Genomic DNA, 22,062 nt, shown 5'->3' on the forward strand with positions numbered 1-22,062 from the left:
AACAGGTGAAGAGGCATGTTGGTTAAATCAGATGTATGCATAGTCGGATCAGGCCCTGGAGGAGCCCTGCTGGCTTACCTATTGGCCAAGCAGGACATTTCAGTCGTATTGCTTGAAAGGCATTCCGAGGTTTCAAGGGAGTTCAGGGGCGAGTTCTTGAACGATGAAGGAGAGGGCATTCTTAAAAAGCACGGTTTATTCGAGAGTATGGAAAGACTAGGCTTGCTTAGGATGGAACAAATTGAATATTGGCATGACGGCCACATATTCAAAAGCATTTTCCCTGAATGGCCTGTCGATCATGTTGGGATACATGTCCCGCAAAATCATCTGCTTACAGCCATATTGAATGAAGCCGAAAAGCTGGACTCTTTTCAATTGATGATGAATACGAGGGTTACCGGCTTGATACAGAATGAAATGGACCGTTTTACGGGTGTCAAGGCCCGTAATGGCGGAAATGACCTGGAAGTGCAAAGTCCATTGATAATCGGAGCGGACGGCAGGTTTTCCATCGTTCGAAAAAAAGCGGGAATACCAGTCGTTATTAAGGAGCATGGCTATGATTTACTGTGGGCAAAAATTCCTGCTCCACAGGGGTGGAAGCCTTCGATCAAGATGGCATTGGTCAATGGCTCCCAGGTTGCCCTCTTCTCCCAGGCTGGAGGTTTCATCCAAATTGGCTGGAATATAGAGCATGGTTCATTCCCCCATTTGCGAAAACAGCATTTTGAACCGTTCATAGAAAATTTGCTTCTTGCCTTTCCTGAATTAAAAAAGGTTGTGTGTGAAAATATCCGCTCATGGCAGGACTTCATTTTATTGGATGTTTACAGCAGCTATTGTGAAACGTGGACAAAGGAAGGCGTTGCTTTATTAGGTGATGCAGCCCATACGATGACGCCTACAGGTGCGTTCGGACTCAATTGTGCCATGAAGGATGCCGATATATTGGCCGAGCTTATCTCTGGATGCATCCTGAAGGGGGATACTGGCTTCCTTGGACTTAAAATGGCTGAGCCAAATAGAAAAGCCGAGATTGAAAGATTACAGGCCATTCAGGTGGACAAGGAAATTTCCTTCGCATCACAGTTTGCCGCCGCTTATGTTTGAATAGGAGTGAAGGATATGAAATTCGGTTTTGATATTGACGATACCCTTATTAACTTGAGGGAGTTCGCGTTCCATCTTTATAATGAAAAGCTTAATGCGAATATAGAGTTAACGAAATTCAGAGCTTTAAAGACGTTGGAGATCCATGAAGCATTCGGGCTTGATAAAGAGGCTGGGGGTAAGATGTGGAACAGCCTTGCCGATGAAGTATATTATTCATCCTGTCCAGCCTTCGAGGGCGCAGTGGAAACGCTGCAGGAGCTTGAACGTGATGGCCATGAAATCTATTACATCACCGCCAGAAAAGCGGAGCATGGTGAACGGACGAAAAAATGGCTGATCGAAAACGGCTTTCCGGTTAAGGATGAACATTTTTATTGCGGGATGAAGGATCATGAAAAAATTGATACGATCCGCAAATTGGAATTGGATTATTATTTTGATGATAAACCGGCAGTGCTGGAAACTTTATTGGATATTCCGACGAAAGTGTATGCAATGGATAACTCCTATAACAGGGAATTGGATATTCCAAGACTGACAAGCTGGTTTGAATTAAAAGAAATCCTCTCCAAATAATACAAATCACATGATTGACGGATGACTTGATAGACTTGGGTCATCCTTTTTATGTATACTATTATGAATAGTGATTCATTTTTTGGTAAAAAAAACAAGAGAGTCGGGGGTAATGGGATGGAGAGAAATATTGAAAAGTCATTGATAGGCACGCTTGGGATTGAAATGAAAGAAGTCGGCGATGGGAAAGTCATTGCGACGATGCCTGTGGATGAACGGACTAGGCAGCCGTATGGTTTATTGCATGGGGGAGCGTCCGTTGCCCTTGCGGAATCCGTTGCAAGCTTTGGCGGAATGCAGCTGGTAGATAGTACAAAACAAGCTGTCGTCGGCCTTGAAATCAATGCCAATCATGTTAGGGGCGTCCGTTCAGGTTTTGTTACCGCAGAAGGGAACATCGTCCATCGCGGGAAGACGACGATGGTGTGGGACGTGAAGATACGTGATGAAGACGATCATCTTATCTGCATTTCACGCTGTACATTAGCCGTTATCGACTTACCGAAGTCAAAGTGAATCAAAAGAACAATCGTAAATTGGTGCAATGATTCTATAGTATCCGGTCTAAGTATAATCTGGCAGTAGACTATTGTATGAAAGGAGGTTTTTTTATGCTGGTGGGTCATATACAAGAAATCACCCGTCATCCTGTAAAATCATTCACTGGTGAACAGGTTCAAAAAACGAAGGTGATGGACTATGGACTATATGGAGATCGCAGCCATGCCTTTAAAGGTAAAAATGGGAAGTTCCTGACAATAACCCAAGTCCCGGAGATGGTCCGTTATCAAGCTGCTTTTTCTGGTGAGGAAACCCTTGACCAATATCCGGAAATCAAAGTGAAGACCCCTTCAGGAAACGTTTTGACATGGGGAGAGGAAGCCTTTCTGGAGGAAATGGAACGTTTGTTGAAACAGGAGGCAGCACCTGTTGTTTATCACCCTGCACATATTCCGGTAGGTGCGATTGAAGAAGAAAACATCCTGCTTGTCAGTGATGCCTCGATTGGCGAATTGACAAAGCTTTGGGGAAAAGAACTGGATGGTAGGAGATTCAGGCAAAATTTGGTGATATCCTTAGTGAACAAAACGCCCTTTTTAGAAGAGCAATGGTTCGGAAAAAGGATTGTAATCGGGAATGAAGTGGAATTGGAGATCAAAAGGCATTGTGAGCGCTGTATGATCATAACTGTCGATCCAAGCGATTCACATAGAGATCCATCACTACTGAAAACTGTCGTCAAGGAAAGGGAAAATCATTTTGGCGTATATGCCTCGGTCATGCAAACAGGTGAAATAAGAGTGGGCGACCAGGTATTTTTAAAAGATTGAAACAGAAAGGAGCTGCTCCTGTAATCAGGGCAGCTCTTTTGCAATGGCAGGGGTCACCGGGTTTTCTTTAAATCATCCTGGACACTTCGATCCCACATCTTTACGCCAGTATGATAAGCCGAGCGCATGATTAAATGTCCCGCAACAGGGCTGGTCATGAAGATAAAGATGATCGCGAGCACGACCCGGAAATCGAAATGGCTATGTTTATAATAAAAATATAACAAGGTGCCGATCAGGATGAACATGATCCCAAGTGTCGAACTTTTCGAGGCAGCGTGATTCCTTGTATAGACATCCGGCAGCCGGATGATGCCGAAAGCCGAGACTAAAAAGAGAAAGACCCCCATTAATATGAATAAGGCCGATAGGATTTCAACGATTGCGGTCATCTTCGATTATCTCCCCTTTCTCAAGGAATTTGGAGAAAGCGACCGTTCCGATGAAAGATAGGATTCCGAGCAGAAGAATGGCTTCCAGATATGCGCTTGTATCCATGACAATGCAGGCAAGTGCAACGATTGCGATCAGATTGATTCCCATTGCATCGAGTGCGATGACCCGATCCGGTACGGAAGGCCCTTTGATTAAACGGTATAAGAATCCAATCATGGAAAGCGAAACACCGAGCAAGGCGATTTTAAGCATTAGATCGAACATTATTTGCTCACCTCCATAATTGCTTTTTCAAATGTATTTTTAATGCTGTAAACGGCCTCATCCTTGTCGGCAATATCCATCGCATGGATATATAGAATCCGATTATCCTCTGATACTTCAACGACAAGAGTTCCCGGTGTCAGTGTAATTAAATTCGATAGTATCGTAATTTCCCAATCCTTAGTCAGCACGGTTTCATATGCGAATATGCCAGGTCTCATATCCAGGCTCGGTTTAAGCACGGCCTTAAGGACGCTAATGTTGGAAAGTATGAGCTCCCTTGCGAATATGAGCAGCAATAGAACGACGGCATTCACCCTTTTCAAGTAAAACCGATCATTGAAAAAATGACGGAAGACGAACATGATGCCGAGCCCCAATATATATCCGATGATAAAAGTGCTCCCGTTAAATTCATTTTGTAAAAACATCCAGATAAACGCAAGGAACACATTCAGTAAAATTTGGAATGACATCAGGCACTACTCCTTTAAAACCGCTTTGTTATAGATTTCGGGATTCATTAATGCATCTACAGCTTGTGTAATGAAAGGGTACACCGATTCTGTTCCCAATCCGAATAAAACGGAAATGATGACAAGGAGAACGGCAGGAACCAGCATTTTATTAACCTTTTCATTAGTTAAGGCATAATCAGCTTTTGGAGTTCCCCAAAAGCCATTCATGAATATTTTCATGACGGAATATAGGACCATCAAGCTTGAAATTAAGACGACTGCCATTCCCAAGTAGGCCCCTTTTTCTGCAGCTCCCTGAAGAATAAGGAGCTTGCCGGCAAAACCGCTGAACGGCGGGATTCCCGCCAATGATATGGCCGCTATGAAAAAGGTCCATGCAACGGCCGGATATTGCTTGATCAAGCCGCCCATGTCCCGCAAATCATCTGATCCGCTGATTTTGACCATGATGCCGACCAGCAGGAAGAGTGCAGCCTTGATCAGCATGTCATGAATGATATAAAGAATGGAACCTGATAAGGCCTGTTCATTCATGACGGAGATGCCGAATAAGATAACCCCGACGGCGATGATGATATTGTAAATGATGATTTTTTTTACATCGGAATAAGCTATCGCACCAATGACACCGATGATGATGGTCAAGATTGCAAGTATCCCAAGGAAAGTATGGGTGAAATCCTGGTCATGATAAAACATGAGTGTATAGGTCCGGAAAATGGAATAGATTCCGACCTTAGTCAACAATGCCCCGAATAGAGCCATCACTGGAATGGGCGGAGCATAATAGGAACCCGGCAGCCATTGGAAGAGCGGGAAAATGGCTCCCTTCAAACCGAAGACGATCAGAAAGCCAATCGCTATCACCGAGATGATTCCAGGCTGGTCGACTTCCGTTATCCTTTGGCTGATGTCCGCCATGTTCAATGTTCCCAGGACTGAATAAAGATACGCCACCATGATGACGAAAAAGGAAGAGGATAGTACATTGACGATGATATACTTCAATGATTCCCTCAGTTGGATTTTCGTCCCTCCCAGTACAAGCAGGACGTAGGAGGCCATCAGCATGACTTCGAAGAATACGAATAGATTGAAAAGATCTCCCGTAAGGAAGGCACCGTTTACCCCAATCAGCAAAAATTGAAATACAGGATAGTAATAATGTTTTTCACGTTCTTCCCCTATGGAGTAAAACGAATAAAGCAGTATGGCAAACCCAATGATATTCGTGGTCAGTACGAGCAGCGAAGAAAGCATATCTGCGACGATCACGATCCCGAATGGCGCATCCCAGCTGCCGACGCCTAAAGTCAAAATCCCTTGACTATGGACCTTAAACACTAGATAAAGGGAAATTACAATTCCGATAAAAGAGGAAAAAAGCGATATCCCTCTTTGCAGCTTGATTTTTTTTGCAAAGAATATGAGAAGGATGCCTGTGAAAAGCGGCCATAAAACAGGCATGAAAGTAAGATTATTCATTCGCTTCCGTACCTCTCATTTCTTCCATGTCATCCGTACCGAGTTCCTGGTAGGTCCGATAAGCAAGTACAAGCAGAAATGATGTGACTCCGAAACTGATGACGATCGCCGTCAAGATAAGCGCCTGTGGTAGCGGATCGACATAGAATGCAGCTTTATCACTTAGCAATGGAACGGAATCGCCTTTCAAACCGCCCATCGTCAAAATCAATAGGTGGGCGCCGTGACTGAGCAGCCCGGTACCGATTATGATTCTTAATATGCTTTTGGAAAGCATTAAATAGGTCGCACACATAAATAGTATTCCAATGACAATGGCCATTAAAAGTTCCATTATTCACTCTCCCCTATTGTTTGAATAATGGTCATCGTTACACCAACAACCACAAGATAAACACCCAGATCAAAAAGTACCGCGGTATGAAGCGAGATGTGCCCAAGAAGCGGTAAATCAACATATTGATAAACATGTGTCATGAGGGGCACCCCGAACACCAGCCCGCCGGCTACGGTCAGGCTTGATATGAACAAGCCTGAACCGATCATTAACTTATAGTCAATCGGCAAAATGCCGGTGACGGTTTTAATGTCGAAAGCGAGCAACAGCAGGACTATGGCGGCTGAAGTCATTAAACCGCCGACAAACCCGCCACCTGGCGAATAATGCCCGCCTAAAAAGATGGCTACCGCAAACAGCAAGATAACAAAGGCGGCGACTTTCGTAACCGTTTGGAGAATCAGGTCATTTTGCTTCATGATTTATCTTTTCCCCCTGTCAAACGCAATTTGATCATCGCGAATATTCCGAGCGCAGCGATGGAAAGGACACTGATTTCAAACATCGTATCAAGTCCGCGGAAGTCAACGAGAATGACATTTACGACGTTTTTCCCGCCTGCTTCCTTATAAGCATTTTCAAGATAGTAACTGGATATGGAATCAAATAGTTTATTGCTATGTGCCGATAAGGCAATCAATGTCACGATGACTCCTACACCAATGGATATCAGGGCATTATTCAACTTGAATGTCATCCGTTCTTCCTTTCTGCTTCCCATTAACGGAAGGTGGAAGAAACAGAGCAAAAACAGCGATACCGAAATCGTTTCGATGACTAGCTGAGTCAAGGCTAAATCCGGTGCCCGCAGCAAAACGAAAAATAGGGAAATCGTATAACCGACGGCTCCTAAGATGATAATGGAAGTTAAACGAGATCTTGCAAACAGAATGGCGATCGAGCCAATCACGATGATCGCAGCCAATACCAATTCATATATGCCGATCGGGGCAAAATTCCCTGCATCCAATTTAAATGCATCCTTCCAATAGAGCGTAAAGCCCAAGGAAAGAATGAAGAAAAGGAAGATTGAAAGCAGATACGTCCGAATCGAACCTGTCATTAATACTTTCATGACGAAGGAAGCTGAGCGTTCGAACCCTTTTACCCCGTTATCATACAAAGCATTCAGGGAGATACGTTCAGGAATGAACTGAGTGATTTTCTGCCACTTCGGAAGCGTTTTGTATAAAAGAATTCCAAATGCTATGATGCCGATGGTCATCCATACTTCAGGTTCGAATCCATGCCAGAAGGCGATATGGACATGGAAATCCGGTCCAGCCAAGCTTGGCTGTATGCCGGCTACCGCAGGTTTAATGATTGATGAAGATAGCAAGTTTGGAAAAATACCGAAAACGATGACCAACGAAGCAAGGATGATCGGGGATATCAGCATCCCGACCGGTGCCTCGTGGGGCTTCTTTTCCAATAGCTGTAACTGTAGTTTTCCTGTAAAGGGTTTGAGCACGACGATCATGCTATAAATAAAAGTGAATACACTGGCTACCCATGCCACCACAGGAAACAAGACCCCCCATGTCTCCATGTTGAAGATATTCAATTCCAATACATTCAACATGCTGGCCAGGAACATTTCCTTGCTCAAAAAACCATTGAAGGGCGGAAGTCCAGCCATTGAAAAAGCACCAATCACAGCGACGGTGAAAGTGATCGGCATCAACTGCATCAATCCGCCAAGCTTTCTGATATCACGCGTACCGGTTTCATGATCAATGATGCCTGCAACCATGAAGAGGCTCCCTTTAAAAGTCGCATGATTAATCAAGTGGAATACTGCGGCAACCGTGGCTGCCAAGTATATATTTTTCCCCAACGTTTCATAGTGGAGTGCCGCCGCACCAAGTCCCAAAAGCGACATGATCAATCCGAGCTGACTGATGGTGGAAAAAGCGAGAATCCCCTTCAAATCAGTCTGCTTTATTGCAGAGAATGAGCCCCATAACAGGGTGATCAATCCGGCGATCGAAACGAGCCAGAACCATAATCCTGATTCTGCAAAAACAGGGCTTAATCGGGCAACCAAATAAATACCAGCCTTGACCATTGTGGCTGAATGAAGGTAAGCACTGACCGGTGTAGGAGCTTCCATCGCATCAGGAAGCCAGATATGGAACGGGAACTGTGCGGATTTAGTGAACGCGCCAAGCAGCACAAGCAAAAGTGCAGGAACGAAGAGTGAGTGGTTCATAAGTTCCCCACCTTGGGCAATCAATTCCCGTATGCTGAATGTGTTCCCCATAATGGAAAGGAGAATGATGCCCCCAAGCATGCTTAAGCCTCCAAGCACAGTAATCAGCAGGGATTTCTGCGCCCCATAACGTGAACGCTCCCTCTCATTCCAATATCCTATCAATAGAAAAGATGATAAACTCGTGAATTCCCAAAACGAATAAAGGACAATTAGATTATCGGATAGGACGACACCAAGCATCGCTCCCATGAAAAGCAAAAGGAAGACGTAAAATTGGTTCAGCTTTTCCTTCTCCTTCGATAAATAGAAAATTGAATACAGAACGACGAGTGAACCGATACCTGTAATGAGCAAGGCAAACAAAAGCCCTAGTCCATCCACATAGAAATCAACATCAATTCCGAGAGAAGGGATCCATGTTGCGCTTTCAATAATGATATCTCCTTGTTTGGTCAAGGAAATGAACCTTGAAAAATAGGTGAAAAGGAGAATCGGTAAAATCAATACAAACCATCCTGTATGTATTTGTCGAAATAGTTTGTACAATATTGGTACAATAATTGCTAATAGAAACGGTGACAATACCGCCCAATGAAGTAAAGACATAAACTCCCCCCTTTTTTTAAAAACGAAGTCAGTCGTCTTATTATGCTTTTTTCGCGTAATCCTAGACGTTAGGAAATCTTCGTTGAATATGTATTTTTTTATTGAATGCTTGCCTCGCTTAAAAGTATAACGCAATTTATGTGGGTTTGCATGGCTTTAAAAACGGTCAAGGCCAACTTGAATGATGTTTTATATATAGGTAGAAAAGGAGGGGGAACGGTACTGAAAAATTTATAAAAAAAAGTTTTTCAAGGGTGAATCAGCAGTGTATCCATTGTGAAATCATGGATTATCTTGCATAATATAGGATAAAAGACGCATGGGTGGAGAAATCATGAAAAACACATATTTACTTAGCTATTTACCAATCATTTCAATCCTATTATTCGGCCTCTCCTTTGCCATTTATGGGGAAATGCAAATGCTCAAGTTATTTGGGAATTTGGGAATCTACCAAGGGATGCTGGAGTTTTTTTCTGAAACCGGCATCAAGCTGGCGCTGCTGATCGTATTGCTCCTATTATTCTTCATGGTTTTTGCTGCATTGAAGCTGATCTCCGATACGATATTGGAGCTGTCGTTATTATTCTTTTCCAAGGATTCGGAGGGTAAAGCCCTGAATAGTGCAAGAAAGGGGTCTGTCATATATGTGATTGGCGGTGCCTGTTCATTATTCAGTGTTCAATTCATCATCGGGCTTGGGGCGATCTTTATCGCAACGAATGTCGCGGCTTTAATTTATTTTGTCAACAAGTTAAGCCCGAGCCTGAATTTGTCGAGGCTAGTGGGATTGGTTTTCTTTCCAATCTTCGTTTGGATGGCACTGATTTCAATAGTCGCTTATGCGGGATTGAAGCTTTATAACAGCGTCATTGCAAGTCTTCCCATATAGCAAAAAGAAGGTTCCATCATCGGCACCTTACAGACTGTGGATAAACTTGATAATCATTGAGTGTGCCTACAGTTTGTTCTAAAACAAATACAAAGTTGATTGGAACGGAAGGTACGAGACTCCTGCGGGAAAAGCGGGTCCAGGGGAGACCCCGCAGGTGCAAAGAGCGCCGAGGGGGCTCCCGGACCGCCCGCGGAAAGCGAGTGCCTGGAGTGAAATTCAACGTAATTTTACAAACCCTGAAAAACATCCCTTGTTATTTTCATCCCATATGGAATAGTAAAAAATCATAGTAATAATTCCATGATCAAATCGTGTTAGGGATTGGGACCATTCCGAACCTCATTTTATTGACAAACTAAGAAGGTGCCATTGCGGCACCTTCTTTTTTCACTCGGCAGTCTGGCTGATATCTTTCCAAATCAATACATGGGGTGCATGTGAATAAATGGATTGTAGATTGGATGGCTTGTCCCTTCCAATCCAAACTCCTGTTGTATAGTTTGCTGTCAGCCCGACAAACCACATGTCTTTCACATTATTGGTCGTACCGGTTTTACCCCCGACATAATCTGTAGGAAAGTAGGCTTTGCGGGCTGTCCCGGAAAGGGTCGTTTCATGGAGCAGCTGCCGCATCTTGGCTACGGTGCCCTTGTTCCATATCTCCTTGGAGCGGTCTTTCCATTTATAAAGGACTTTACCTTCTTGATCGGTGACTTTAGTAATGGCACGCGCTGGCTGATAGTTTCCGTCATGGAAGGAAGTATAGGCATTTGTGAGTTCAAGGGGACTCATGCCATATTCGAATCCGCCTATGGCCAAACTCGTATGGTGGTCTTTTTTACTGACCTTTTTAAAGTCGAAAGCATCCAGGTACTTGAAACTCGTTTCCACCCCCGTCTTTTCAAAAAGTCTTATGGCGGGTGTGTTATAGGACTGAGCGAAGGCGGTTCTTAGTGTGACCATCCCGTAGCTGCGGCCGCTATAATTCTTTGGACAATAGCTATTGCTGCAATAGCTTGCTCCGCTAACGAGCTGATTGATGTCAGCATCCGTTTCTTCTAAATAGGGAGCATAATCGAGAAGCGGCTTAATGGCTGACCCTGGCTGCCTATAGCTTTGGTATGCCCGATTGAAAGAATTTTTTTTATAATCCTTTCCCCCAATCAAAGAGACAAGCTCGTGCGTATGATGCTGTATAACCACTAAAGCTCCCTCGATATCATTGACACCGATTTTTGATTGTACAGCAGTCTTTGACTGTGTTTGCAGTTTAGTATCGAGTGCGGTATGGATGGTTACACCGGAATTCAAAAGCTTTTTGACCTTTTTATCCAGCTTAGCTTCCGCTTTATTGCGTATAGCGACATCAGTGCTTTGCAGAGATTTGCCGAGACCCTCGGAGGATGCCACCAGGTTTTTCAATTCCTGATGAACATATGTCACGTAATCGCGATATAAGTCGACCGGGGTGGACAAGTCTAATTTAATCGTACTTTTGATAAGCTTTTCGTACTCGGCCTGATCTAAAGCACCATTGGCAACCATTTGTTCCAGTAATCTCTCCTGACGCTTTTTCGTCGCATCGAAATGTTCAAGGGGATTATATTTTTCCGGATTATTAGGGATTGCGGCAAGGAAAGCAAGTTCCGCCTTGGTTAACTCTCCAGTCGGTTTACTGAAATAATATTGGGAAGCAGCTTCGATTCCATAAGCTCCATTACTGAAATATTTGGCATTCAAATACAGCTCCATGATTTCCGGTTTTGATTTTTTTCGCTCTATCTGATAGGCATAAATGAGTTCACTGAGTTTTCGGTTATATGTCCTATCATGTGATAGATAAACATTCCTGGCCAGTTGCTGGGTAATGGTACTGCCGCCTTGTTCGATTGTTTTATTTTGTGAATTGATAAGAAGCGCCCTGCTTATGCCGGAAAGGTCGACTCCTGCATGATCATGAAATTTCTGGTCCTCTGTAACGATGAACAGGTTTTCCAGGAAAAGGGGGATGTCTTCAAGTTTTAAGTAAGTCCGTTTCTCACCTGTGGAAATTTCACTGATGACCTTTCCATTTGCCGCCTTTATGTAACTATTCTGAGCCAGTTCTATCGATTCAACCGGAATTCGCTCGTCGAGTACATGATAGGGAGGTTGCGCTAAGGACCACTCCTGATAGGAAAGGAAAATGAAAAGGATCAAGACGGGAACTAAGAGGGAAATCGTGATATAACCAAGATACGTGCGCATAGTTCAACTTCCTAACTAATATATTTTTAGTATGTATGTCCTTGGAATGAAGGGATGAAAAAATGGTACTTTTGGTTCATTCATCCATCATAATCCAAAAAAGGTAGACAATAAAGAGTTTTGGGTAAATTAGGTATGACGGCAGGAGCGGTATCCGAATGGTGTGTTGCGATCCAAAGAAATAACTTTCTAAATCTTCTGTTATAATAATCTCGTGAGAAAAAAACATGTTTGTTTAATGTCAGGAATATGAAGGGGGTCATAAAAATGGAGGAACAACAGCAATATGTATTCATTGATTTTGAATTTACGATGCCGGAAGGAAAAGCCAATCCAAAGGGGTTTTATCCGGAAATCATTGAGGTTGGTTTAGTCACTGTCATTAATGGGACCATTGAGGAACAATTCTCATCTTTTGTTAACCCATTGAAATTTCCAGTTTTAACGGGAAGATGCAAGAAGTTCTTGAACATTACCCAGGATCAGGTGGACCGGGGGATTTCATTTGAAGAACTGGTTGTGTTATTGAAGAAAATAGATGAGCAGCACCCGACGACGATTGTTACGTGGGGAAATATGGACATGAAGGTGCTTCGACAGAATTGTCAGAAAGCAGGATTGGATTTCCCTTTTTCAGGGAAAGAAAATGATCTTTGCCTGGAGTATAAACGCTTTTTCGGGGATCAAAATCAAACCGGACTTTGGAAAGCTGTACAGGCCTATGGCAAAGAAGGGACAGGCAAGCATCACAGGGCGCTGGATGATGCGATTACGACATATAATATCTTTAAGTTAGTGGAGAAGGATAAAAGTTATATGAAAAATCATGAACCGACGACAATTGGCGACCGCATTGATTTATCAAAGGTATTGAATCATTTAGCGTTATAAAAGCCAAATCATATACTACTGATTTGGCTTTTATCATGCTTTATTTGAAATAATCCGCCGCTAGATCTTCAAGCAACTGTAAGCTTTTATCATTCCACTCTGTTTGGGCTTCGCTTAAAGTGCCTTTCATTTTCTCAACAGCTTCTCTTAAGGATTCCTTATACTCAGGAATCTCCCCATCGAAAGTCCTTACCATATTCTTTGGTACATTGGTTTGCTCCCGGAATGCAAGAGCACGCCGCTGATGGAACATGGACACTTCCGTTTGCTTCGGGTTATGAAGATCTCCCTGCATGGGATGCTTCAAGACAGCCAACACTTTAACAAGATATGCAGCAGGTCTGATATCGGTGACTTCCCCGATGTATTTTCCAGTTTTATATATGGCGGTAACCTTATCGCCGATTTTAAAATCCTGTTCTGACATTTCCCTACCACCTTTCTTTTAACTTCCTTCATGATACATAAGAACAACGATTTTTCACAGCGAATTTCTTCAATTTCGTAAAGATGCTTTTTTTATGAAAATCGTGTAAAGTGTACAAATGAAGATGAAAAATGGTGTTTCATGCCATTTTATTTTAAAAAGAAAGAGGTTATGTACAATGACAAACTTTCCACAATTAACAAGTGAAGTTTTGGAAAATGAAAAAGCGGTCATCATGCAAACGACGATGGGCGATATTAAAATTAAATTATTCCCTGAACTGGCTCCGAAGACAGTGGAAAATTTCCTGACACATGCTGAAAACGGCTATTACGAAGGAATCATCTTCCACCGTGTCATCAAGGACTTCATGCTTCAAGGCGGAGATCCGACAGGGACTGGAATGGGTGGTGAAAGTATTTGGGGAGCTACATTTGAGGACGAGTTCTCCATGCAATTATTCAATTTGCGCGGAGCCCTTTCCATGGCTAATGCAGGCCCGGGAACAAACGGCAGCCAATTCTTCGTCGTACAAGCCCCGCATGTGGACAGCAGGATGGGTGAGCAAATGAAGCAAGCCGGTTATCCGGAAGAAATCATCAGTGCTTATATGGAACAAGGAGGCACACCGTGGCTGGATCATAAACACTCTGTTTTTGGACAAGTGGTCGAAGGCATGGACGTTGTTGATTCGATTGCTAACGTAGAGACAGTTGCGGGCGATAAGCCAGCAGTGGATGTAGTCATTAAAGGGATCGCCATTTTATAAATAAAAGCGAAGCGAGGGGCTCAGTGCCTCTCTTTTTTTTAGGTTTTAGTGGATTAGGCCCACTAGTGGATTGTTCTGGTAATTGATATAATGAGAGAATGCAGTTTAATTCCCTATCAGGAAGGATGTAGCGGATGGACTTTCTCAATCATGCTTTACTAGGTTTGTTTCTTTACTTTCCGGAAGACAAGACTGAATATATTTCGGCTGGTATAACTTGCTTCATTTTTCTAGTGGCAGCCGTTTTTACGATGAGGGCTATTATTAGATATTCAAAGAAGGAAGAATTGAAAACGAAGCAATTCGAAGATGAGGTCACCAGAAGGAACCAGCGTATAAAGGATGATACTCTTTCTTGATCCCGGAAGATGCCTGCATCTCGAGCCCCGTTTTTTGATATTGATTATCTGAATATGAATGGTATTATGTTTTGTTAGAAGGTAGTAAAGAATTAAATGTTCCCTTCTCAGCATAAGCATTTTATACTATAAGCATAGAGATAGAAATTTTGGGGGCGTAAATGGTTATGCAAATCGTAGCTAAAAGAATGATTGCGGCAGATACGGTCAAGGATTTTTTCATTCAGCACTGGGAGACGACTCAAGTCGTTTTTTCAAGAGGCTTGTTTCATTATGCGGAACTTGAGGGTTTTGGGGTGATGGACGAGAATGAAAAAATCACGGGGTTGGGAACATACAAATTATCCGACCATGTATGTCAGATCATCTCTTTGAACAGTGAGCATGAGAATCAAGGTGTGGGCTCGTCATTGCTTTATGTGATGGAAAATATCGCTAAGGAAAAAAATTGCCATACTATTAAAGCGATTACAACGAATGATAATCTACAGGCGTTGAAGTTTTTTCAAAAGCGTGGTTATGTCATTTCGGAAATCATAAAAAATGCCGTGGAAGAATCACGGAAAATCAAGCCGGAAATACCATTTTACAGTTTTGATGGAATTCCGATCCGAGACGAGATAATACTGGAGAAATGCATATAATAAGGTGAAATTCACCTGGATATTGAATAGGGGGAATGGTTATGTTTAAGAAAATGGCGGCTGATGCCCTTGGTCTTAGTGATATTGGAAGTGTTATTAGTCCTGCAGATTATGACAAGGTGGATGCAGATGACTATATCATGCATGAAGATGGGGAAAAAATTTATTTCCTGATTAAATCGAAAACCGATGAGTACTGTTTCACGAATCAAGCGTTCATACATTTGGACGGCACAAGTGCCATTAGCAAAAAGCGTACACTTACAAGATATAGCTACAGCCAGTATACTATTTCCAATGCCACGCTTGAAACCGCAGGGACAGTGGATTTGGATGCGGAAATTAAATTTTCGATCGGTGCAAAGACTTTCTCCATTGATGTCCATAAGAAATTCATTGAAGAATTAAAAGACTTGTTCAAATCACTCGTGAAAATATCGGAAATTTGCCATGAGAATGAGTTTGCCCTTCAATATGCCCAGCAAAGCGTAAACCTTGCTTCTTCCACTTTGAACCAGGTACGCACTGATGGAAGCCAAATGGCTGCAAGTTTCAAGGAAATTAATTCCGCCGCTTTCGAATGGTTGATGGACAGCCGGAAAAAGTACCATGTGAAAGATTTTGGCTTTGTTTTTGAAAAATATATCAATAATTAAAAAAGGAGGCGAACACACATGATGTGTCCGCCTTCTTTTTTAATTGTTCAAATCACTTAATCCAGGGCTATGTTCATTTGGCATATCCGGCATTTCAGGGACCGGGAATCCTTTTGGAGGCTCGGTAACAGCAAGGTTTCCGCCATTTCGGCTCGGTGTCTCCCCTTGGAAAATCTCGCCGATTCGAGTTTGATCCATCCTGAAATTGAATTGGGCATTATGGTAGCCTAAATCCACATATTTGCGGCATTCAGGATATTTGTTCAAATCATAATTAGGTACAGGGAAGATTTTTCCCCAGTCGACCCCAAGCGTTTCCAATGCCTTGGCAAATGCATTTTGATGGGCATTGTCGCGAACCATTAAAAATGCCAGTGTTTCGCGCATTGATTTATTGGAACTCATTTCATAAATCCTGGACTTTTGCAGGACTCCCGTGGATTCAAGAATGACATTGTTCAAAAGGTTCGCCACAAGATTGCCGTGATCATAAACCCATGATCCGTTCCATGGATTGCCGCCAGCATCAACGGGCAGGGATGCTTTCGCACCGATGATGAAATGGTGGGGGTTTGCACCGCCTTTGATGACTTCATCCAATGGGGCGCCATCGATAGCGACATCTCCAGGCATATCCCCGCCAGCACCATTCAGCAGCTGATTGATGGTTGATTGGACAAGTTCAACGTGGCTCAGTTCCTCCAAGAAAACTCCGCGGATTAAATCGCGATATTGTTTAGCCTTGCCGCGGAAGTTGGCGCTTTGGAAAGAATACTGCATCATCGTCCGCATTTCACCGAATTGCCCTCCAAGCGTTTCCTGAAGCACTTTTGCTGCATTTGGATCAGGTTTATCGGGAACGATCATATTGATTAGGTCTTCTTTATAGAAATACAAATGAAAGTCCTCCTTAAATTAATTTCTAAGTTAGCTTCTGTTATCTGAATTAAATTATTCCTAAGGTAAAAAGTACCTTTATGGAATGTCGGGAAGAGAGAAATACTAGAGGGAAGAACGATTTTGAAAGGATGTTGCACATGCTATCCAATCAGCAGCTAAAAGAATTTCAACAGCAATTGCAGCAAACGAAACAAGAGTTGGAAGAGCGATTAAGTGATTCAGGCAACCACGATTTAAGAAGAAGCCTGGAGGATTCGACTGGTGAGTTATCGAGTTACGATAATCATCCCGGTGATGAAGGAACCGAGTTATATGAACGGGAAAAGGATTTGGCCCTTTCCGAGCATGATCGGGATGAAATAAGGGATATTGAACGGGCTCTTTCTGCCATCGAGGCAGGTGAGTATGGAAAGTGCCAGGTTTGTTCAAAGGAAATACCTCTTGAACGTTTAAAAGCAATCCCTACAACGACTTATTGTGTCGAGCATACCCCATCACAGGAAACTTCGGGCAATCGGCCGGTCGAAGAGGAAGTGTTGGGACCGCCGTTTGGCAGGTTTGATTTTGACGACCGGCATGAATCGGTTGCATACGATGCGGAAGATTCTTGGCAGGATGTTGCCAGTTATGGAACATCTGAATCGCCTTCCGATTTTATAAATCCGCCAAACGATTACGAAGATATGTATGTCGAGTCCGAAGAAAATGTCGGGTATGTCGAAAATTATGAAAATTTCGTTGGTGTGGATATATACGGTAAAGAGATAACGGTTTATCCGAACTCCCAATATGAAGAATTGAAGGAAGAACTTTTTGAAGAAGATATTCAAACCTCGTTTGGGGATTTGCCTCGATATGAGCATGACCCTTATGTCGATGAAGAAAAAGATTGAAAAAGAAGAACCAGGATTCTAAGCCTGGTTCTTCTTTTGTTTAAGAAAAAGCCAATTTCAAACGGTTTAGCCCTTCCATCAGGACGCTGCGCGAACAACCGAGGTTCATTCGGACGAAACCTTCTCCGCCAGGTCCGTATTTAGAACCAGGCTCCAGCGCAAGCTTCCCTTTATGGATCAGTCGATCCTTAATTTCCTTGTCGTTCAATCCAAGGTCACGGCAGTCAATCCATAAAAGGTAAGAGGCTTCCGGATGCATGACATGCAGTGAAGGAATTTCGGCTGCAATGAATTTCTCAGCCACTTTTATATTCTCCTCAATGTAGCCAATCATGTCTTCAAGCCATTCCAAGCCCTCCCGATACGCGGCTTCCATTGCTGTTAAGGCAAAGATGTTAAGACCATGGAAGGCCAGTTTCGTTTGCGCCTTTTGCAATTGCTTCTGCAATCTTTCATTACTGGCGATCAGGAATGAAGCCTGAAGGCCGGCAATATTGAATGTTTTGCTTGGCGCCATCAATGTAACGGTCATATCCGCTAATTTTTCTGAAAGCGAGCCGATCGGATAATGCCTGGATGTTGTATGGAATAAGTCAGCATGTATCTCATCACTGACGATGACTACATCATATTTTTCACATAGATCCCCGATCCGTAAGAGTTCGTCCTTTGTCCAAACGCGTCCACCAGGGTTATGCGGACTGCAAAAAAGGAATAGTTTCACTCCGCTTTTCAGCTTGTCCTCAAAATCGGTGAAATCAATCTCAAAGCGGTCCTTTTCTATGATAAGGGGGCTATTGACCACTTCCCGGTCATTATTTTTGATCATATCAAAAAATGGGGTATAGACGGGAGATTGTAACAGTATTTTATCCCCCGGGTTCGTGAATGCTTGGATCGTTGTACCGATTGCGGAAACGACGCCGGAGCTGAATGAAATCCACTTCTTATCGATTTGCCAGGAGTGCCGGTCTTTAAGCCAGCTTTGAATTTCAGTGAAAACCGTTTCAGAAGGGACGGTATAGCCGAAAATTGGATGATTCAAGCGTTCCATCAATGCCTTTTGAATGCCCTCAGGAGATGGGAAGTCCATATCGGCAACCCACATTGGCAGAACATCCTCGCGCCCATATAAGGATGTGAGGAAGTTTTTATCCCATTTTGCAGACCCTGAATTTTCCCTGTTGATTTGTTCTTCAAAAATTGACTTGTTCAAAATATCCACCACCGAATAAAAATTTGTCGTCTTCGCGAAAAGCCTGTTGTTATGATACTATGATATCATGTTCTTTGAAAATATTGAGCAGGTGATAAATTAGATGGATACACAGCAAATGAATTTAGCGTTGGTTGCCGTTTTGCAAGAATGGGACCCTTTCGAGATAGGTTGGGATCTATATGAGCCGGAAATTGCAGATACGGTCGTAGCAATCCGGGATATAGATGACCCGGAGGAACTGGCGGAAAAAATAAAATCCATTTACGAGTTCGCGTTCGATGAATCCATTCAGATGGAAAAGTGCCTGGACGTTGCACGAAAGCTGCTCATCATAAAAAATGATGCCAGCTGTTCGATATAAAGGTGAAAAAAGGTGTACCCGAAAATCAGGGGCACCTTTTTTACGTTGTTTTTTTGCTCTATACTCATAGTATGAGCAGTTGAATCGTGAGATTGTGCGATTAACTCGTGAGTTTACGTTGGGGCGGCTACTCCAATAAACCTCTTAATTAATTGATACAATTCTTCCGGTTTCTCCTCTGGAAGAAGGTGCCCGGAATCCTCAATGACAACAAGCTCGGAATTAGGCAGGTCTTCATGGAGCCTTTCGCCGATACTCAATGGCACAACTCGATCATGTCTTCCCCAAATAAGCAGGCATGGTGTATGAATATCACTAAGGTCCTCCTTCAACAAATCGATTTCCTTATCACGAAGCATCCTCCCCAATGCCCGGAAAATATCATGCTTCTTTATGAATGGTCCTAGATATCCCTGCCGCATTTCATCGTCAATCATGGCCGGGTCATGGACGACATTTTTCAAGTTCTTTTCGATACCTGATTTTTGCAGATACCGTTTTATCCCGTATGAAAAGAAAGGCAGGTAACTGACCATCTTCATTTTTTCCGAATAGCCGGGCTGATAGCCTGAACCGGCAAGCAGAATGGCATGGTCGACAAGATCAGGATATGATTTGATGAGCTGCAGGGAAATCTGCCCGCCCATGGAGTGGCCGATGATACTGAATTTATTGATGGCCTTTCCCTCCAAGAATAGAACGACGGATTTAGCGATGTTTCGGAATGAATATGTATATCGATAATCTTTTCCGCTTTGCCCGAATGGCGGGAGGTCTATTGAGATCACATTGTATTCCTTGATTAAATAGGGGACTAATTTACGGAAACTGAAGCTCGATGACAAAAATCCGTGAAGCAGGACAAGGGTGGGGAGAGAATCATTGATTCGGTCATATTCAAAATAGATTTCGATATTACCTACCCGTTCGACACCTTTGATTGTATGACTTTCCATAAAAGCTCCTCCTCCGTTATTGGTCAATCATAAAAAACCATGTTACCCTGAATATTCCAAAAAAGGTCCTTTAATACTGTTGCATAACAGTAATTGTAATAATAACGATGAAAAAACACAATTACTATAACAGGTCACCAACCAATTTTGATATAATAGTGTAAGTTTATCCTGACAGCATAGGACTTATTAAATTATATTGTATAGGTTTTAAAAAAAAGTCTAATAAGGTAATTCGTGAGACTATCTGCCAGCCAAACCATCACAGCTAAATTAGTGAATTCCAAAAGGGGGGTTTTCCAATGCACTTGAATGAAGAGGAATTGGAAGTCTTGAGAATCATTGAAAATAACAGCCGGATTGATCTGAAGGATTTGGCTAAAATGACCGATCAATCAGAATCGGACATTGAAATAACGTTGAAGAAATTAGAAGATATGCGGGTCATTGTACGTTACTTAACGGTCATTAACTGGGCTAAAGTGGATGAATACCATGGTGTCACAGCGATGATCGATGTAAAGGTCACTCCTAAACGCGGCGTCGGTTTCGATGATGTTGCAAAAAGGATTTACAAATTCAAAGAAGTCGAGTCCGTTTATTTAATGTCTGGGGCTTATGATCTTTCAGTCATTGTCGAAGGACGTTCGATGAACGAAGTGGCAAGCTTTGTTTCGGAAAAACTTTCGACACTGGATTCCGTCATTTCTACGACGACTCACTTCATAATGAAAAAATACAAGCATGATGGCACCATTTTTGATCAAACTGAAGAAGATAAGCGGATAGTGGTGTCACCATGATTAAAACGAGTTATGTTTCAAAAACGATTGCAGAGCTTAAACCATCAGGCATCCGCCGCTTTTTCGACTTGGCAGCCAATTTGGAAGGGGTCGTCTCGCTTGGTGTGGGTGAACCGGATTTCGTTACATCATGGGCAGTAAGGGAAGCGGCGATCAACTCCCTGGAGGAAGGATATACCTCATATACGGCCAATGCCGGATTATTTGAATTAAGGTCGGAAATCAGCCGGTATATGGAGAAGCAGTTCCATGTTTCGTATAGACCGGACGATCAAATCATTGTCACGGTCGGAGCAAGCCAGGCCCTCGATATTGCCCTGAGGACCATCTTGAATCCAGGTGAAGAAGTCATTGTCGTCGAACCTTGTTTCGTCGCCTATGCACCGCTTGTGACCATGGCAGGGGGAATACCGGTCACGGTCCAAACATCCAAGGAAGAAGACTTTAAGTTGACTCCCCAACAACTCGAAGCGGCGATCACGCCTAAAACGAAGGCCGTTTTAATCTGTTCACCGAATAATCCGACGGGAACCCAGCTTGGGCAGGAAGAATTAGTGATGCTTGCTGACATCGTTAAAAAGCATGACTTGCTGGTGATTTCCGATGAAATCTATGCCGAACTTGCTTATGATGAGGAATTCACTTCTTTTGCTGCCGTTGACGGCATGCTTGAGCGGACAATTGTCATCAATGGGTTTTCGAAAGGATTTGCGATGACTGGTTGGCGTCTTGGGTTCGTTTGTGCACCTAAGGAAATTTCCGAAGCGATGCTTAAGCTTCACCAATATGCGATGATGTGCGCGCCGACCGTTGCGCAGCATGCTGCATTGGAAGCGTTAAAGAGCGGAATGCAGGATGTGGAAGAAATGCGTCGGAGTTACCGGAGAAGACGAAATTATATCGTGAAATCATTTAACGATATGGGTCTGGATTGCCATAATCCCGGCGGGGCTTTTTATGCTTTTCCATCAATCGAGAAAACGGGGATGACTTCGATGGAATTTGCTGAAAAACTTCTGACGGAAGAACTTGTTGCCGTTGTACCGGGAGATGTGTTCGGGGAAAGCGGTGAAGGTCATATCCGCTGTTCTTATGCATCCTCCATGGAACAGCTTCAAGAGGCGCTTAGAAGAATGGAACGTTTCATGAAGAATCATTGCCAATAAAAGCAAAAAAATAGGGATCCGGCCTTTAGCAGCCGGATCCCTTTCCATAGGGGGAATTAGAAAAAAGAGTT

The 22,062-nt window shown here is 43.1% G+C and carries 26 protein-coding genes; 14 read left to right on the top strand and 12 right to left on the bottom strand.

Features of this window, described 5'->3' with window-relative positions; genetic code table 11:
- The first annotated feature begins 15 nt into the window (after nucleotides 1-15).
- From ACIQ0C_RS12635 to ACIQ0C_RS12650, 4 genes are all read left to right on the top strand, one after another.
- Complete coding sequence (locus tag ACIQ0C_RS12635; RefSeq protein WP_403060309.1) at nucleotides 16-1,113, top strand: FAD-dependent monooxygenase; 1,098 nt, start codon at nucleotides 16-18, stop codon at nucleotides 1,111-1,113.
- 15 nt (nucleotides 1,114-1,128) lie between these two features.
- Nucleotides 1,129-1,692: a 5' nucleotidase, NT5C type gene (locus tag ACIQ0C_RS12640; protein ID WP_402836129.1), complete on the top strand. Its 564-nt coding sequence runs from the start codon at nucleotides 1,129-1,131 to the stop codon at nucleotides 1,690-1,692.
- 117 nt (nucleotides 1,693-1,809) lie between these two features.
- A complete protein-coding gene (locus ACIQ0C_RS12645; protein WP_402836131.1) occupies nucleotides 1,810-2,208 on the top strand; it encodes a hotdog fold thioesterase in 399 nt (132 codons plus the stop codon).
- Nucleotides 2,209-2,303: 95 nt separating this feature from the next.
- Entirely contained in the window at nucleotides 2,304-3,023 is a 720-nt protein-coding gene (locus ACIQ0C_RS12650) for an MOSC domain-containing protein (RefSeq protein ID WP_403060312.1), read from the top strand.
- Nucleotides 3,024-3,076: 53 nt separating this feature from the next.
- Here the strand turns inward: ACIQ0C_RS12650 and mnhG are convergent, their stop codons facing one another.
- Genes mnhG through ACIQ0C_RS12685 form a run of 7 tightly spaced genes read right to left on the bottom strand, consistent with a single transcriptional unit; the run spans nucleotide 3,077 to nucleotide 8,805 of the window.
- Entirely contained in the window at nucleotides 3,077-3,415 is a 339-nt protein-coding gene (gene mnhG / locus ACIQ0C_RS12655; RefSeq protein ID WP_402836135.1) for a monovalent cation/H(+) antiporter subunit G, read from the bottom strand.
- Nucleotides 3,399-3,671, bottom strand: coding sequence for a Na(+)/H(+) antiporter subunit F1 (locus ACIQ0C_RS12660; RefSeq protein ID WP_402836358.1), 273 nt, complete (start codon nucleotides 3,669-3,671; stop codon nucleotides 3,399-3,401). The genes mnhG and ACIQ0C_RS12660 overlap by 17 nt, the downstream gene beginning before the upstream one ends.
- A gap of 11 nt (nucleotides 3,672-3,682) precedes the next feature.
- Nucleotides 3,683-4,159, bottom strand: coding sequence for a Na+/H+ antiporter subunit E (locus ACIQ0C_RS12665; protein WP_403060315.1), 477 nt, complete (start codon nucleotides 4,157-4,159; stop codon nucleotides 3,683-3,685).
- Between the two features lie 6 nt (nucleotides 4,160-4,165).
- A complete protein-coding gene (locus ACIQ0C_RS12670; protein ID WP_403060318.1) occupies nucleotides 4,166-5,647 on the bottom strand; it encodes a Na+/H+ antiporter subunit D in 1,482 nt (493 codons plus the stop codon).
- A complete protein-coding gene (locus ACIQ0C_RS12675; RefSeq protein WP_403060321.1) occupies nucleotides 5,640-5,981 on the bottom strand; it encodes a Na(+)/H(+) antiporter subunit C in 342 nt (113 codons plus the stop codon). The genes ACIQ0C_RS12670 and ACIQ0C_RS12675 overlap by 8 nt, the downstream gene beginning before the upstream one ends.
- Nucleotides 5,981-6,403 carry a Na(+)/H(+) antiporter subunit B gene (locus ACIQ0C_RS12680; protein ID WP_034310256.1) on the bottom strand — a complete coding sequence of 141 codons (423 nt, stop codon included), beginning with the start codon at nucleotides 6,401-6,403 and terminating at the stop codon, nucleotides 5,981-5,983. The genes ACIQ0C_RS12675 and ACIQ0C_RS12680 overlap by 1 nt, the downstream gene beginning before the upstream one ends.
- Nucleotides 6,400-8,805, bottom strand: a complete 2,406-nt coding sequence (locus ACIQ0C_RS12685; RefSeq protein ID WP_403060324.1) for a Na+/H+ antiporter subunit A — start codon at nucleotides 8,803-8,805, stop codon at nucleotides 6,400-6,402. Before ACIQ0C_RS12685 ends, ACIQ0C_RS12680 begins: the two co-directional genes overlap by 4 nt.
- 334 nt (nucleotides 8,806-9,139) lie before the next feature.
- Here ACIQ0C_RS12685 and ACIQ0C_RS12690 point away from each other — a divergent pair, with 334 nt between their 5' ends.
- On the top strand, nucleotides 9,140-9,697 hold the full coding sequence (locus ACIQ0C_RS12690; RefSeq protein WP_403060327.1) for a DUF5366 family protein: 558 nt from the start codon (nucleotides 9,140-9,142) through the stop codon (nucleotides 9,695-9,697).
- Nucleotides 9,698-10,087: 390 nt separating this feature from the next.
- Here the strand turns inward: ACIQ0C_RS12690 and ACIQ0C_RS12695 are convergent, their stop codons facing one another.
- Nucleotides 10,088-11,947: a transglycosylase domain-containing protein gene (locus ACIQ0C_RS12695; RefSeq protein ID WP_403060330.1), complete on the bottom strand. Its 1,860-nt coding sequence runs from the start codon at nucleotides 11,945-11,947 to the stop codon at nucleotides 10,088-10,090.
- Between the two features lie 267 nt (nucleotides 11,948-12,214).
- Here ACIQ0C_RS12695 and kapD point away from each other — a divergent pair, with 267 nt between their 5' ends.
- A complete protein-coding gene (kapD, locus tag ACIQ0C_RS12700) occupies nucleotides 12,215-12,838 on the top strand; it encodes a 3'-5' exonuclease KapD (protein WP_403060333.1) in 624 nt (207 codons plus the stop codon).
- A gap of 40 nt (nucleotides 12,839-12,878) precedes the next feature.
- Here the strand turns inward: kapD and kapB are convergent, their stop codons facing one another.
- Nucleotides 12,879-13,265, bottom strand: coding sequence for a kinase-associated lipoprotein KapB (gene kapB, locus ACIQ0C_RS12705; RefSeq protein WP_402836151.1), 387 nt, complete (start codon nucleotides 13,263-13,265; stop codon nucleotides 12,879-12,881).
- A gap of 178 nt (nucleotides 13,266-13,443) precedes the next feature.
- Here kapB and ACIQ0C_RS12710 point away from each other — a divergent pair, with 178 nt between their 5' ends.
- The 4 genes from ACIQ0C_RS12710 to ACIQ0C_RS12725 all read left to right on the top strand — a co-directional run bounded on the left by ACIQ0C_RS12710 (nucleotide 13,444) and on the right by ACIQ0C_RS12725 (nucleotide 15,693).
- Nucleotides 13,444-14,034, top strand: coding sequence for a peptidylprolyl isomerase (locus ACIQ0C_RS12710; RefSeq protein WP_403060336.1), 591 nt, complete (start codon nucleotides 13,444-13,446; stop codon nucleotides 14,032-14,034).
- A gap of 134 nt (nucleotides 14,035-14,168) precedes the next feature.
- Entirely contained in the window at nucleotides 14,169-14,393 is a 225-nt protein-coding gene (locus ACIQ0C_RS12715) for a hypothetical protein (RefSeq protein WP_402836155.1), read from the top strand.
- A 161-nt stretch (nucleotides 14,394-14,554) separates the two neighbouring features.
- A complete protein-coding gene (locus tag ACIQ0C_RS12720; protein WP_403060339.1) occupies nucleotides 14,555-15,037 on the top strand; it encodes a GNAT family N-acetyltransferase in 483 nt (160 codons plus the stop codon).
- 41 nt (nucleotides 15,038-15,078) lie between these two features.
- The gene (locus tag ACIQ0C_RS12725; RefSeq protein ID WP_048687662.1) at nucleotides 15,079-15,693 is read left to right on the top strand and encodes a PH domain-containing protein; all 615 of its coding nucleotides are present in this window, start codon (nucleotides 15,079-15,081) and stop codon (nucleotides 15,691-15,693) included.
- A 39-nt stretch (nucleotides 15,694-15,732) separates the two neighbouring features.
- Here ACIQ0C_RS12725 and ACIQ0C_RS12730 read toward each other — a convergent pair whose 3' ends face one another.
- Complete coding sequence (locus ACIQ0C_RS12730) at nucleotides 15,733-16,590, bottom strand: manganese catalase family protein (RefSeq protein ID WP_402836161.1); 858 nt, start codon at nucleotides 16,588-16,590, stop codon at nucleotides 15,733-15,735.
- A gap of 140 nt (nucleotides 16,591-16,730) precedes the next feature.
- Between ACIQ0C_RS12730 and ACIQ0C_RS12735 the strand changes: the two genes are divergently transcribed.
- Nucleotides 16,731-17,486 carry a TraR/DksA C4-type zinc finger protein gene (locus ACIQ0C_RS12735; protein ID WP_403060342.1) on the top strand — a complete coding sequence of 252 codons (756 nt, stop codon included), beginning with the start codon at nucleotides 16,731-16,733 and terminating at the stop codon, nucleotides 17,484-17,486.
- 40 nt (nucleotides 17,487-17,526) lie between these two features.
- Here the strand turns inward: ACIQ0C_RS12735 and ACIQ0C_RS12740 are convergent, their stop codons facing one another.
- Nucleotides 17,527-18,702: a MalY/PatB family protein gene (locus tag ACIQ0C_RS12740; protein ID WP_403060345.1), complete on the bottom strand. Its 1,176-nt coding sequence runs from the start codon at nucleotides 18,700-18,702 to the stop codon at nucleotides 17,527-17,529.
- 103 nt (nucleotides 18,703-18,805) lie between these two features.
- Between ACIQ0C_RS12740 and ACIQ0C_RS12745 the strand changes: the two genes are divergently transcribed.
- On the top strand, nucleotides 18,806-19,066 hold the full coding sequence (locus ACIQ0C_RS12745) for a DUF1871 family protein (RefSeq protein ID WP_402836167.1): 261 nt from the start codon (nucleotides 18,806-18,808) through the stop codon (nucleotides 19,064-19,066).
- Nucleotides 19,067-19,179: 113 nt separating this feature from the next.
- On the opposite strand, the gene ACIQ0C_RS12750 is transcribed toward ACIQ0C_RS12745, so the two are convergent.
- Nucleotides 19,180-20,022, bottom strand: coding sequence for an alpha/beta fold hydrolase (locus ACIQ0C_RS12750; protein ID WP_403060347.1), 843 nt, complete (start codon nucleotides 20,020-20,022; stop codon nucleotides 19,180-19,182).
- A 302-nt stretch (nucleotides 20,023-20,324) separates the two neighbouring features.
- On the opposite strand from ACIQ0C_RS12750, the gene ACIQ0C_RS12755 reads away from it, so the two are divergent.
- Both ACIQ0C_RS12755 and ACIQ0C_RS12760 read left to right on the top strand, forming a co-directional pair.
- The gene (locus tag ACIQ0C_RS12755; RefSeq protein WP_101223605.1) at nucleotides 20,325-20,825 is read left to right on the top strand and encodes an Lrp/AsnC family transcriptional regulator; all 501 of its coding nucleotides are present in this window, start codon (nucleotides 20,325-20,327) and stop codon (nucleotides 20,823-20,825) included.
- The gene (locus ACIQ0C_RS12760; RefSeq protein ID WP_403060350.1) at nucleotides 20,822-21,991 is read left to right on the top strand and encodes an aminotransferase; all 1,170 of its coding nucleotides are present in this window, start codon (nucleotides 20,822-20,824) and stop codon (nucleotides 21,989-21,991) included. Before ACIQ0C_RS12755 ends, ACIQ0C_RS12760 begins: the two co-directional genes overlap by 4 nt.
- The last annotated feature ends 71 nt before the right edge of the window (nucleotides 21,992-22,062 follow it).

Origin of the sequence: Peribacillus sp. NPDC096448, from assembly GCF_044762675.1 — a bacterium.
Taxonomy (GTDB): Bacteria; Bacillota; Bacilli; order Bacillales; family DSM-1321; genus Peribacillus; species Peribacillus frigoritolerans_B.